Here is a 12,521-nt window from a genome sequence, read left to right on the forward strand (position 1 = left end):
CACACGGAGCTTGGGCTTCGAGGAACGCGTCTTCGGCTCGGGTGATCCGGGCTTCGCCGTCGCCTGGGATTCGGTCTTCGCTCCCGGTCCCCGGGATTCAGCCTTCGCCCCGGTCCCCTGGGACTCCATCTTCGCGCCCGGACGCCGCGCGCCAGGGCCGGGGGTCGCCGTCACCGACCCGGACCCCTGGGAGCCGGTGTTACCACCGGACTCAGGGGATGTCGTCGTCTTCGGGTGGGCCGCCGGGGTCCTGGAGAGGGGGACGGTTGCGGGCTGTTCCGGCGGGCGGCTTCGCCGGGGGTGCTGGCCTGGCCGGGAGCGCCCATCGAGCGCCGGAAGGGGTCGTCGTCGCCGAAGGCGGCCCACGCGGTCGTCGAGGCGGCGCAGACGACGGCGGCGCCGGCTGCGACGGCGGTCCACCGCTTGGCGGGAGAGAGCTTGCGGTCATGCGGAGACGGCTTGCGGGAATGCTGGCCCAACGTAAACCACGGGTCCTACATAGGGGATAGGGCTAGGAAGGGCCGGGCGCGAGGGGGCGAGGGCGTACGGCGGCCGATCCGCGGGCGGGCTGGGGGTCCCGCGCGACGAGGACGAACATATGCGACAAACGGCGAGTAAAGACAACTTAATGGGACATTAAGTGACTCATCTCACGGGCTCGCCCCAGCGGTGTGGCAGCCGGCCGAGGAGCGGCACGTGTACGTCATCGAGGACGCCGCTCGCGCCGGAGGCGGTGTGGCATGATCGGGCCGGACGATCCGGTGCCCGAGGCGGACGGGACCGCGGGGCAGGGGCGCGGCCGGCGGAGGGGAGCGGCGCGGTCGGGCAGGGCGGAGGGGAGCGAGGCAACATCCGTCTTTCGCGACGCCGGCCGCGACTGGCGGGCCGGAAGACTCCGCGACGCTTCCATCCGCGCAGAGCGCGTCCCGCGGCCGCGAGCGGGGCGTGCCGGTCCGTGCCCGAGGGGCGCGCTCGTACCGACGCCCTCCATGGCCCGTCGCCGGTGGGCGGCGAGGCCGTGTGGATCACAACATCAGCGCGCGTACGGTCTCCACCGTGTCGGCGTCCTCGACCCGCTTGTCGGGGCGGTAGCGCAGGACGCGGGCGAAGCGCAGGGCCATGCCGCCCGGGTAGCGGGGTGAACGCTGCACCCCGTCGAAGGCGATCTCCACGACCACCTCAGGTCGCACCCTGACCGTCCAGCCGTCGGTGGGGCCTTCGGCGAGCTCGAGGAAACGCTCGGTCTGCCAGGCGAGCAACTCGTCCGTCATGCCTTTGAAGGTCTTGCCGAGCATCACGAACCCGCCATCGGGGTCTCTGGCCCCCAGGTGGAGATTGGACAGCTTGCCCTGGCGCCGCCCGTGACCCCACTCGGCCGCCAGCACGACCAGGTCGAGCGTGTGACGCGGCTTGACCTTGATCCAGCCGGCGCCACGGCGGCCCGCCGCGTAGGGGGAGGCCAGGGACTTGACCACCAGGCCCTCGTGGCCGGCCTTCACCACGTCGGTGAAGAACTGCTCGGCCTCCGTCACCTCGTCCGCGATCAGCCGCGGGGTCAGCAGACCCTGGGGGACCAGGCGGGTCAGCGCCTCCTGGCGCCGGGCGTAGGGCTGGTCGAGCAGGTCGGCGCCGTCGACCCGCAGCGCGTCGAAGAAGAACACGCTGAGCGGCGTCCGCTCGCGCAGCCGCGCGACGTCGGTCTTGCTGGACACCCGGCTCGCCGTCACCTGGAACGGGTGCGGCCGCCCGTCGGGGCGCAGGGCGATCACCTCGCCGTCGAGCACCAGATCGTCCGCGGGCATCGCGAGCACGGCCTCGACCAGCTCGGGAACCTGCGGCGTGATGTCGTCGAGCGTGCGGGTGAAGACCTTGACCTCCGAGCCCGCGCGGTGGGCCTGCACCCTGACCCCGTCGAGCTTCCACTCCAGCGCCGCGGGCGTGCCCGCCTTCTTGAGCGCGGCCGCCACGTTGGGCGCGCTGCCCGCCAGCATGGGCGAGACCGCCCGCCCCACCTCCAGCCGGAACGCGTGCAACGCCGCCACCCCGCCGGCCAGCGCGGCAGCTCCGACGGCGGGCAGCGAACCGCGCAGCGTGAGCGCGCGGCGCACGTCGCTCGCGGGAGCGCCGGACGCCTTGGCCACCGCCTCGATCATCACGCCGTCGAGCGCGCCCTGCCGCAGCTCGCCGTGGAGCAGCCGGCTCATGAACTGCTGCTCCTGGCTGGTCAGCCCCGCGAACAGCTGCGCCACCAGCGTCTTGCGCGCCGTTTGCGAGCCCTGCCCGGACACCGCCTTGATCGTGCTCAGCAACGCGTCGACGGCGGTCAGCGTGGCGGTGGCGGCCAGTTTGGGCTGGGGGAGATCCTCCAGCGTGCGCCAGCCGACGCCCACCTGCCGCTGGGGCAGCTCGCCCGAGAGATAGGAGATGGCGATCTCGGCTTCGCCGGGGCCGACCCGGCCCAGCAGCTCCGCCAGATGACCGATCTTGCCCAGCCTGGCGGACGTGCGCGTCACCGCCTCGGACACCCGGACCACGTCGATCAGAAGCACACGTTCATGGTGCCTCACGTGGCCGACATTTCCGTCCACCGGGTGCAAGCATTCTCAGTGATTCGCCCGGTGCGCGACCGACGCGAGCGCTCGGGCGCAGGAGAACCGCTCCGCCGAGCGCCGGGCCTGTGGCGGCTTCCGCAACCCCGGCCAGGTGGTGGCTTGCGCGCCGGGCCCGAAGGATGGCTCCGCTGGTGGTGTCGGAAGGTGGCCTTCGGGACCGGCTTCGACCGGGTGACCGGGCAGGCCCTCCAGGAAGGAGGGAGACGCTAGCTGACGCCGAGCAGGTCGACGACGAAGATGAGCGTCTCGTTCGGCTTGATGCGGGCGCCCGCTCCGCGGCTTCCGTAGCCGAGGTGCGGCGGGATGACCAGCTTGCGCCGGCCGCCGACCTTCATGCCCGCGACGCCCTGGTCCCAGCCGGCGATGACCCGCCCGCCGCCGAGGGGGAACTCGAACGCCTCGCCGCGGTTCCACGACGCGTCGAACTCCTCCCCGGTCGAGAACGCGACGCCCACGTAGTGGACGCGTACGTTGTGGCCGGGCTTGGCCTCCTGGCCGTCGCCGACGGTCAGGTCGACGATCTCCAGGTCGGCGGGCGGGTTGCCTCCGGGAAAGTCGATCTCGGGCTTCTCGAGTGCCACGTAGTGCTCCTGTTGACGATGAGAACTGACCCGACGACTCTATGCGCTCGGGACATCGTCGTCGTTCGTGACTCCGCCGATTCCCGACCCGGGCCGACCGCTGTTCCGGGGACGCGCGGTCACCAGCTCTGGTGCAGGGGCATGCCTTCGGCGTAGCCGGACGAGCTCTGGACGCCGACGACCGCCTGCCGGTGGAACTCCTCCAGGTTGGAGGCCCCCGCGTACGTGCACGACGAGCGCAGCCCGGCCACGATGGCGTCGATCTGGTCCTCCACGCTGGGCCGTTTCGGATCCAGGTACATCCGGGACGTCGAGATGCCCTCCTCGAACACGGCCTTCCTGGCCCGCTCGAACGCCGAGTCGTCGGCCGTCCTGAGCCGCACGGCCCGCGCGGAGGCCATGCCGAAGTTCTCCTTGTACTTGCGCCCGTTGGCGTCCGTACGGGTGTCTCCCGGCGACTCGTACGTGCCCGCGAACCAGGACCCGATCATCACGTTGGAGGCGCCGGCGGCCAGCGCCAGGGCGACGTCGCGCGGGTGCCGCACGCCACCGTCCGCCCACGCGTGCCGCCCCAGCCGCCGGGCCTCGGCCGCGCACTCGACGACGGCCGAGAACTGCGGCCGGCCGACCCCGGTCATCATCCGCGTGGTGCACATGGCGCCGGGGCCCACCCCGACCTTGACGATGTCGGCCCCGGCGGCGACGAGATCGCGTACCCCCTCGGCGGTCACCACGTTGCCGGCCGCGACGGGGACGGGGGCGTCGAGCGCCTTGACGGCGCGGAGCGCGGAGATCATCTTGTCCTGGTGGCCGTGGGCGGTGTCCACGACCAGGCAGTCGATTCCGGCGTCGAGCAGTTCCGCGGCCCTGGCGGCCACGTCGCCGTTCACGCCGACGGCGGCCGCGATGAGCAGCCGGCCCTGGGGGTCGACGGCGGGCTGGTAGAGGGTGGCGCGCAGCGCGCCCATGCGGGTGAGGATGCCGACCAGCCGCCCGGCGGCGTCGACGATGGGCGCGAGCCGGTGGCGGCCCTCGTGCAGCCGGTCGAAGGCCGTGCGCGGGTCGAGCCCGGCGGGCAGCGTCAGCAGCTCGCTCGACATGACCTCGGAGAGCTGGGTGTACATGTCCACGCCCTCGCAGTCGGCCTCGGTCACGACGCCGACGGGCTGGTTGTCCCAGTCGACCACGATGACGGCGTTGTGCGCCCGCTTGGGCAGCAGTTGCAGCGCCTCGCCGACCGTGTCGTGCGGGGTGAGGGTGAGCGGCGTGTCGTGCACGAGGTCGCGTTTCTTGACCCAGTCGACCACGTTGGCCACGACGTCCAGCGGGATGTCCTGCGGGATCACGGTGATGCCGCCGCGCCGCGCCACGGTCTCGGCCATGCGCCTGCCGGCGACCGCGGTCATGTTGGCCACGACGAGGGGGATGGTGGTGCCGGTGCCGTCGTTGGACGAGAGGTCGACCGCGAGCCGCGAGCCGATCGAGGACCGCGACGGGACCATGAAGACGTCGCTGTAGGTCAGATCGTACGGAGGCTCGAGGTCATTGAGAAATTTCACGTTCATCCATCTTATGTGGTGACAGGGTGTGCCAAGGGTTTCCCCCTTTCTCGGGGGCTTATGATCGGCCGGGACACTTTTGGGGGAGGGAGGGCCTGTGGACGTCACCGAACGGGCCGAGCTGACCGTGGTCGGCTTCGCCGTACGTACCACGAACGCCGACGAGAAGGATCCGGAGCGCGCCAAGCTGCCCGCGCTCTGGAAGCGAGCGGGTGCGCCGGGGGCTTTCGCGCACGTGCCGGGACGCGTGGACGAGAACCTCTACGCCGTCCTGACGGACTACGAGAGCGACCACAACGGGGCTTTCACGCAGATCGTCGGCATCGGCGTGCGCACCGTGCCGCGGTTGCCCGAGGGCATGGTGGCCGTCCGGGTGCCGGCGGCCAAGTCGCTGAAGCTGGAGGCCCGCGGCTCGATGCCGCAGGCCCTCGTGGAGGCGTGGCAGCAGGTGTGGCACTACACCGAGTCGGGCGGTTCGCCGGCGCGCGCGTTCACCACGGATCTGGAGGTGCACCACCGCGACGGCGCCGACCTGTTCATCGCCCTCTAGCGAGGGCCGGACACGGGTGGATCAGAGGCCGAGCGCGGCGGCCGCCGCCTTGACGGCCGTCGGCTTGACCTCTTCGATCGGCCGGTCGGCGTATTCGACCGTGCAGTCGGACATGCCGCCGAGCGCCACCGTGGCCCGGATGCGCTGCTCCTGCGTGACGTCGGCGCCGAGCAGCAGGCCTACGAGCCGGCGCCGCCAGTCGAACAAGCGGTCGGTCAGGTCGAGCTGGCCCAGCGTGGCCAGGTCGGTGAGCACCATGACGAGCACCTGGCGATGCCGCCAGATCATCTCGAAATAGTCATCCAGCAGCTCGCGCGGGTCGCCGGGCGCTCGTGCCGTCACGAATCTGTCGTGGTCGTCGATCAGCGGCTGGACGATGCTGCGCACGAGGTCGTCGCGCGAGGCGAAGTGGTAATAGAGCGCGGGCTTGGTGATGCCCAGCCGGTCTGAGATCTGGCGCAGGCTGGTGTTGCGCACGCCCTGCTCGGCGAACAGTTCGCGGGCGACCGCCTGGATGCGGGCCTTGGTGTCACTGGGCATGAGCCAAGGCTATCCCTTACCTATCGTTAAGTAAGGGGCCGTGCTAGCGTCGCACTTACCATCCGTTAAGTAAGGAGAGTGCGGTGCGAATCCTCATCTCGGGGGCGAGCGTGGCGGGACCGGCGCTGGCGTACTGGCTCAGCAGGTACGGCTTCGAGGTCACCGTCGTGGAACGCGCTTCCGCGCTGCGGAAGACGGGCGGCCACGCCATCGACCTGTTCAGGCCGGCCATGGACATCGTCGAGCAGATGGGCGTGCTGCGTCAGGTCCTGGACAGGAGGACCGGCACGGATGTGCTCACGATCTACCGGGAGGGGCACGCGCGCCCCGTGAACGTGGAGGTGCGCCGCCTCATGGCGGCGGTCTCCGACCGGCACGTCGAGATCATGCGCGACGACCTGAGCGAGATCTTCTACGACGCCACCCGGCACGACGCCGGCTACGTCTTCGGCGACTCCATCGCCTCGATCTCCGACGGCGGGGAGGTGGTCTTCGACAGCGGCAGGACAGGCGCGTACGACCTGGTGATCGGCGCCGACGGCCTGCACTCGAACGTCCGCCGCCTGGTCTTCGGCCCCGAGTCGCGCTTCACCTCGTGGATCGGCGCCTACCTGGCCGTCGCCTCGGTGCCCAACCACCTGGGGCTCGACGGCCGGATGGAGGGCGTGACGGGGGCCGGCAGGATGGCGGCGCTCTACGGCGCGGCGCACATGGCCGACGCGCGGGCCGTGTTCCTGTTCAGGACCCCGGAGCCGCTCGACTACCACTACAGGGACGTCGCCCGCCAGAAGGAATGCCTGCGAGAGCACTTCGCCGACGCGGGATGGGAGGTGCCGCGGCTCATGGAGGAGCTGGACCGTACGCCGGCCTTCTACTTCGACTCGATCACCCAGCTCCGCCTGGACACCTGGTCACGGGGCCGGGTGACGCTGGTCGGGGACGCAGGCTACTGCCCGGGCCCGGCCGTCGGGGGCAGCACGAGCCTCGCGGTTGTGGGGGCGTACATCCTGGCGGGCGAGCTGGCCGCCCACGGCGGCGACCACACGCGGGCCTTCCCCGCCTACGAGGCGGAGATCGGCGCGTACGTGCGCCGCAGCCGGGCCTTCGCCGTCGCCGCGGCCAGGCGCCTGGTGCCCGGCAGCCGGTTCGAGGTGTGGACGCTGGTCCAGGCCGCGCGGCTGATCGATCACCTGCCGGCCGCCGTGACCAGGGCGGCGAGCAAGATCGGCGCTGCCAAGGGGGTGCGCCTGCACGACTCGATCACGCTGAAGGACTATTCGGCCCACGCCGTGGCGACGGCACGCTAGGCGAGCACTCCCTGGGCGCGCAGCTTCTCCGCCTCCTCCGGCGACAGGCCCCAGCCCGACAGGTCGGCCTGGCGGGTGGCGGGTGACAGGTCCTGGGCGGGCACGCCCAGCAGGCGGGGCGCGGGCACGGGATGGGTCACGCCGCCGACCTCGACGAACGAGCCTCTGGCGACGTTGTGCGGGTGCGCGGCGGCCTCCGCCATGGACAGCACGGGGGAGACGCACGCGTCCGAACCCTCGAAGAGTGCCTCCCACTCGGCCCGCGTCCGCGTCCTGAACTCCGCCGCCAGGCGGGCCCTCAGCGCCGGCCACTGCGCCCTGTCGTTCCTGTCGGGCAGGTCGGTCAGGCCCATCAGGGTCACCATCGCCTCCCAGAACTGCGGCTCCAGCGCCCCCACGGCGACGTACCCGCCGTCGGCCGTCTCGTAGGTGTCGTACTGCGGGGCGGCGGTGTCCAGCAGGTTCGTGCCGCGCGGCCCCCAGAGGCCGCTCTGCACGGCCTGGTAGAACATGGAGAACAGGATGGCCGCGCCGTCGACCATGGCCGCGTCGACCACCCTGCCCCTGCCGGTGCGCTCCCGTTCGAACAGGGCGAGCAGCACGCCGTACGCGAGCATGAGCCCGCCGCCGGCGAAGTCGCCGAGGATGTTGATCGGCGGCGTCGGCTTGTCACCTTCGCGGCCCAGCATCGACAGGACGCCGGAAACGGCGACGTAGTCGATGTCGTGCCCGGCGGTGGGGGCGAGCGGCCCGTCCTGCCCCCAGCCGGTCATCCGGCCGTAGATCAGCCGCTCGTTCACGGCGTGCAGGTCGTCCGGCCCGATGCCGAGCCGCTCGGCCACTCCGGGCCGGAACACCTCGATCACCACGTCGGCGTGCCGGGCCAGCTCCTTGAACGCCGACACGCCCTCCGGGGTCTTCAGATCCAGCCCGACCGTGTGCTTGCCGCGGTCCATGACGTCGGTGCGCGGCCGGTCGGAAACCGCCTTGACACGGTCCACACGCAGGACTTCCGCGCCGTGATCGGCTAGCATCATCCCGGCGAACGGCCCTGGAGCGAGTCCGGCGAGTTCCAGCACGCGCACTCCGGCCAGCGGGCCACGGCGATCATCAGGCATGTACGTCTCCTCGGTGTGAGCCCAGCTCCAGTAGAACAACCTTCGGTCGCCTGTGGCAAGCCGCCCATCCGAGCCTCGCGACCTTCGCGACCTTCCCGCGAAGTTGGGGGAGGTATGGGAAACTTGCCCACTGTTCGGATGGTCTACAGGCGGTCGCGTACGACGGCCGTCTGCAGAAGGCGTACGCGTCTCCACGGACTCCCGCGTCCAGCGGTCGTCCCGTGGCAGGCGCTCGCCGCTACAGGGGTAGGACATGGTTTCGGAGAGCAACCACCTCATCGCAGGTCGCTACCAGTTGCTGCGCGAACTGGGCCGCGGGGGGATGGGCGTGGTCTGGGAAGGCCGCGACACCTTGCTCAATCGGCAGGTGGCCGTCAAGGAATTGCTGCTGCCCGAGGGCTTCTCGCCCGCCGACCAGGAGCGGCAGCTCCTGCGTACGGCCCGCGAGGCGCGCACCGCGGCCCAGCTCAACCATCCGTCCGTGGTCGCGATCTATGACGTGGCCGAGGACGGTGGCCGGCCGTGGATCGTGATGGAGCTCGTGCGGCACCCGTCGCTCGAGGAGGTCGTGCTCACCACCGGCGCCCTGCCCGTGCGCGAGGCGGCGGGCGTCGGACGGCAGGTGCTGTCGGCGCTGAAGGCCGCGCACGAGGCCGGCATCCTGCACCGTGACGTCAAACCCAGCAACATCCTGCTGGCCGACGACGGCCGCGCCGTGCTCACCGACTTCGGCATCGCCACCGCCGAGGGCGACGCGTCGCTCACCCAGACCGGCATGGTCACCGGGTCGCCGAGCTTCCTCGCTCCTGAGCGGGTCCGCGCCGCCGACGCCGGACCAGCCTCCGACCTGTGGTCGCTGGGGGCCACGCTGTACGCCTGCATGGTGGGGCGCTCGCCGTTCGAGCGCGGTGAGCCCATGGCGACGCTCAACGCGCTGCTCAACGAGGAGCCCGACTACCGCAGGATCCCGCCGGCCCTGCACGAGGTGCTGCGCGGCCTGCTGCAGAAGGAGCCCGAGGACCGGATCGACGCGGAGGAGGCCGACCGGTTGTTCGCGGCCATCATCGCGAACCGGCCCACGCACGACGACCAGCACGTCGAGGAGAGGAAGCCGGGCAGGCGCCGCGGCCGGGCCCTGCTCGCGGCCGGCGCCGCGGCGGTTCTGGTCATCGCGGGCGGCACGGTGGCCTACCTCGAGTTCGCCGCCCCCGCGGAGGGCACGCCGCGCACCACGACGCGTCCGGCCGCGGTGAGCAGCCCGCTCACGCCGGTCGCCACGGCGACGCGGCCGAGCGCCTCGCCGACGCCCACGCCGAGCGCGACCAGGGCCGTCCCGATCGTGCGGGCGTGGAAGTCGCGGGACGGCTGGTCGATCATGCGGCCGACGGGCTGGCGGGGCGCGCTCGCCGAGGCGTACACCGAGTGGACCCGCAGGGACAGGAGCGCGCACCTCGGGGTCGAGGCCGTCTACGCCAAGCTCGACCCGCACCAGATCATCCGCGACTCCGAGGAGACGTTCAAGCAGAACGCCGTCAACGTCGTCGACCGCGGTCTCAGGAGGGTCACCCACCAGGGCGTCAAGGCCGTGGAGTGGGAGTTCTCCTGGACGGCCGGCGAGGCGGGCGACGCGCGCTGGGTGCGGCCGGGCGTCCGCTACCGCGAGGTGCGCAGGGCGGTCGCGATCGGCGACACCGCCTACATCCTGTCCTGGACGGTCACCGAGGGGCAGTGGCGCCGCAACAGGGAGCTGATGCGGCAGGTGATCAGCAGCTTTACCGTAGGCGCATGAAACCCTGGAACCTGCTCGCTCTGCCGCCGCTCCCAGAAGAGGTGATGCGCCGCCTGCTCGCGCCGCTCGGCGACCGGGTGGCCGTGCGCGTTCCCGCGGCTCGCGAGCGCGAAGCGCTCCTGGCGGCGCTCCCGGAAGCGGAGATCGTGCTCGGCGACTGGACGGGCACGCTCGCGCTGGACGCCGAGGCGGTCGGCGCCGCGCCCCGGCTGGCGTTCGTGCAGCAGCCGTCCGTGGGCGTCGACGGCCACGACCTCGACGCCCTGGCCGCGGCCGGGGTGCCCCTGGCCAACACCCCCGGCGTCAGCGCCGTCGCGGTGGCGGAGTGGTGCCTGGCCGCCACGCTGTCGCTGTCGCGCAAGCTGGCCGCCGCCGACGCGGCCGTGCGCGCGGGCGAGTGGCCGCAGCAGGGCCTGCAGCCCCAGGAAGTGCGCGGCCGCCGCGTCGGCGTGGTCGGCTACGGACCGATCGGCGCGGAGTGCGTCACGTTGTTCCGCGCGCTCGGCTGCGAGGTGTCCTACTGGACCCGCACGCCGCGCCCCGACCCCGGCTTCGAGGCCCTGGACGCGCTCGTGGCCACCGCCGACGTCGTGGTCGTCGTCATCGCGCTGTCGGACGAGACCCGTGGCCTCGTCGATCCGGCACGCATGAAGCGGGGCGCCCTGCTGATCAACGCGGCCAGGGGCGGAGTCGTGGACCAGGGTTCGCTCGCTGAGGCGCTGCGCTCCGGGCACCTGGGCGGAGCGGCACTCGACGTCTTCGACGTGGAGCCCCTGCCACCCGGCGATCCGCTGCGCCACCTGCCGGACGTGCTGCTCTCCCCGCACGTCGCGGGCGTCACTCCCGAGGCCACCGGCCGCCTTCTCACGGCCACCCTGGACAACCTGGCCGCGGCGGTCGAGGGCAGAAAGGTGGACGCCGTGCTGAACGGTGTCGCGCCGCTGATCTCCAGAAAGTTTACGTAATCGCCTACCACGCAGGAGGTTCACCTGGCACGATAAACAGTTTTCGTGTCTTTAACGACCCCGGTCTGGTTCGGGCCGCCCGCGAGAGATAACGTCTTACCGGCGATCTCTACCGGCTCAAGGGGGTGCTTCCGTGACGACGACGATGTCGACACACCAGCGGGCAGTAGAGCAGATCCGGCGGTCCTACGCCGAGATCCCGGGCGGGGCCGCGCCCCGGCTGGCCAAATCGACGTCCAACCTCTTCAGGTTCCGCGACCAGGGCCGCACGGCCAAGCTCTCGGCCCGCGATCTCGACGAGGTCATCAGCGTCGACCCGGAGACCATGACGGCCGAGGTCCAGGGCATGACCACGTACGAACACCTGGTCGACGCCACGCTGCCGCACGGGCTCATGCCCTACGTCGTCCCGCAGCTCAAGACCATCACGCTGGGCGGCGCCGTGACGGGGCTCGGCATCGAGTCCACCAGCTTCCGCGACGGCCTGCCGCACGAGTCGGTCGAGGAACTCGAGATCCTCACCGGTGACGGGCGCGTCGTCGTGGCCCGCGAGGACAACGAACACCGCGAGCTCTTCCGCGCGTTCCCCAACTCGTACGGCACGCTGGGCTACGCGCTGCGCATCCGGATCAAGCTCCGCAAGGTGCGGCCGTACGTGCATCTCACGCACGTCAGGTTCACCGACGCGGGCAAGTGCATGCTGGCCATGCAGGAGATCTGCGACAGCATGGTCCACGACGGCGAGAACGTCGACTTCGTGGACGGCGTCTTCTTCACGCCGGGGGAGATGTACCTGACGCTCGGCCGGTTCGCCGATCGTGCCCCCTACGTGTCCGACTACACCGGGATGCGCATCTACTACCAGTCGATCCGGCAGCGCAGCCGCGACTGGCTGACCGTCCGCGACTACCTGTGGCGCTGGGACACCGACTGGTTCTGGTGCTCGCGGGCCTTCGGCGTGCAGCAGCCGATGATCCGCTCGCTCATGCCGCGCCGCTACATGCGCTCCGACGTCTACCGCAAGCTGGTGGCGCTCGACCGGAAGTACGGCCTGACCGCCCGTGTCGACCGGTGGCGCGACCAGCCCGTGCAGGAGTCGGTGATCCAGGACGTCGAGGTCCCGGTCGAGCGCGGCGCCGAGTTCCTTGACTTCTTCCACGACAAGGTGGGCATGACACCTGTGTGGATGTGCCCGCTCCGCGCCGGCTCCCGCTGGCCGCTCTATCCGCTGGAGCCGGGCAAGCTGTACGTCAACTTCGGATTCTGGGGCATGGTGCCGCTGCCGCGGGGGCAGTTCGACGGCTACTACAACCGGCTCATCGAGCGGTCGGTCCACGAGCTCGACGGGCACAAGTCGCTCTACTCGACCTCCTATTACGCCCCGGAGCAGTTCTGGCAGCTGTACAACGGCGAGGCCTACCGGCCGGTCAAGCGGGAATACGACCCGAACGGTCGCCTGCTGGACCTGTACGAAAAGTGTGTACGGGGAAGGTGAAACAC

General features: G+C 71.2%; 10 protein-coding genes. 5 read left to right on the forward strand and 5 right to left on the reverse strand.

Annotation, left to right across the window (positions count from 1 at the left end):
- Positions 1–1,025: 1,025 nt before the first annotated feature.
- From ACTWPV_RS06285 to ACTWPV_RS06295, 3 genes are all read right to left on the reverse strand, one after another.
- A complete protein-coding gene (locus ACTWPV_RS06285; protein WP_443150983.1) occupies positions 1,026–2,549 on the reverse strand; it encodes an ATP-dependent DNA ligase in 1,524 nt (507 codons plus the stop codon).
- A gap of 269 nt (positions 2,550–2,818) precedes the next feature.
- Positions 2,819–3,193, reverse strand: coding sequence for an FKBP-type peptidyl-prolyl cis-trans isomerase (locus tag ACTWPV_RS06290; protein WP_132516184.1), 375 nt, complete (start codon positions 3,191–3,193; stop codon positions 2,819–2,821).
- Positions 3,194–3,312: 119 nt separating this feature from the next.
- Entirely contained in the window at positions 3,313–4,752 is a 1,440-nt protein-coding gene (locus tag ACTWPV_RS06295; RefSeq protein WP_443150984.1) for a GuaB1 family IMP dehydrogenase-related protein, read from the reverse strand.
- A 97-nt stretch (positions 4,753–4,849) separates the two neighbouring features.
- On the opposite strand from ACTWPV_RS06295, the gene ACTWPV_RS06300 reads away from it, so the two are divergent.
- Complete coding sequence (locus ACTWPV_RS06300) at positions 4,850–5,302, forward strand: GyrI-like domain-containing protein (RefSeq protein ID WP_347650580.1); 453 nt, start codon at positions 4,850–4,852, stop codon at positions 5,300–5,302.
- Between the two features lie 21 nt (positions 5,303–5,323).
- On the opposite strand, the gene ACTWPV_RS06305 is transcribed toward ACTWPV_RS06300, so the two are convergent.
- On the reverse strand, positions 5,324–5,842 hold the full coding sequence (locus ACTWPV_RS06305) for a TetR/AcrR family transcriptional regulator (RefSeq protein WP_443150985.1): 519 nt from the start codon (positions 5,840–5,842) through the stop codon (positions 5,324–5,326).
- Positions 5,843–5,925: 83 nt separating this feature from the next.
- Here ACTWPV_RS06305 and ACTWPV_RS06310 point away from each other — a divergent pair, with 83 nt between their 5' ends.
- The gene (locus tag ACTWPV_RS06310) at positions 5,926–7,149 is read left to right on the forward strand and encodes an FAD-dependent monooxygenase (RefSeq protein WP_443150986.1); all 1,224 of its coding nucleotides are present in this window, start codon (positions 5,926–5,928) and stop codon (positions 7,147–7,149) included.
- Here the strand turns inward: ACTWPV_RS06310 and ACTWPV_RS06315 are convergent.
- A complete protein-coding gene (locus ACTWPV_RS06315) occupies positions 7,146–8,267 on the reverse strand; it encodes a CaiB/BaiF CoA transferase family protein (RefSeq protein WP_443150987.1) in 1,122 nt (373 codons plus the stop codon). The two genes, ACTWPV_RS06310 and ACTWPV_RS06315, sit on opposite strands and share 4 nt — an antisense overlap.
- Positions 8,268–8,520: 253 nt before the next feature.
- Between ACTWPV_RS06315 and ACTWPV_RS06320 the strand changes: the two genes are divergently transcribed.
- From ACTWPV_RS06320 to ACTWPV_RS06330, 3 genes are all read left to right on the forward strand, one after another.
- Positions 8,521–10,056 (forward strand): serine/threonine-protein kinase, encoded by a 1,536-nt coding sequence (locus tag ACTWPV_RS06320; RefSeq protein ID WP_443150988.1) that lies wholly within the window; start codon positions 8,521–8,523, stop codon positions 10,054–10,056.
- Entirely contained in the window at positions 10,053–11,021 is a 969-nt protein-coding gene (locus ACTWPV_RS06325; RefSeq protein WP_443150989.1) for an NAD(P)-dependent oxidoreductase, read from the forward strand. The genes ACTWPV_RS06320 and ACTWPV_RS06325 overlap by 4 nt, the downstream gene beginning before the upstream one ends.
- A gap of 145 nt (positions 11,022–11,166) precedes the next feature.
- Positions 11,167–12,516, forward strand: coding sequence for an FAD-binding oxidoreductase (locus ACTWPV_RS06330; protein ID WP_347650611.1), 1,350 nt, complete (start codon positions 11,167–11,169; stop codon positions 12,514–12,516).
- Positions 12,517–12,521 lie beyond the last annotated feature (5 nt).

Origin of the sequence: Nonomuraea sp. KM88 (assembly GCF_052245635.1) — a bacterium.
Taxonomy (GTDB): Bacteria; Actinomycetota; Actinomycetes; order Streptosporangiales; family Streptosporangiaceae; genus Nonomuraea.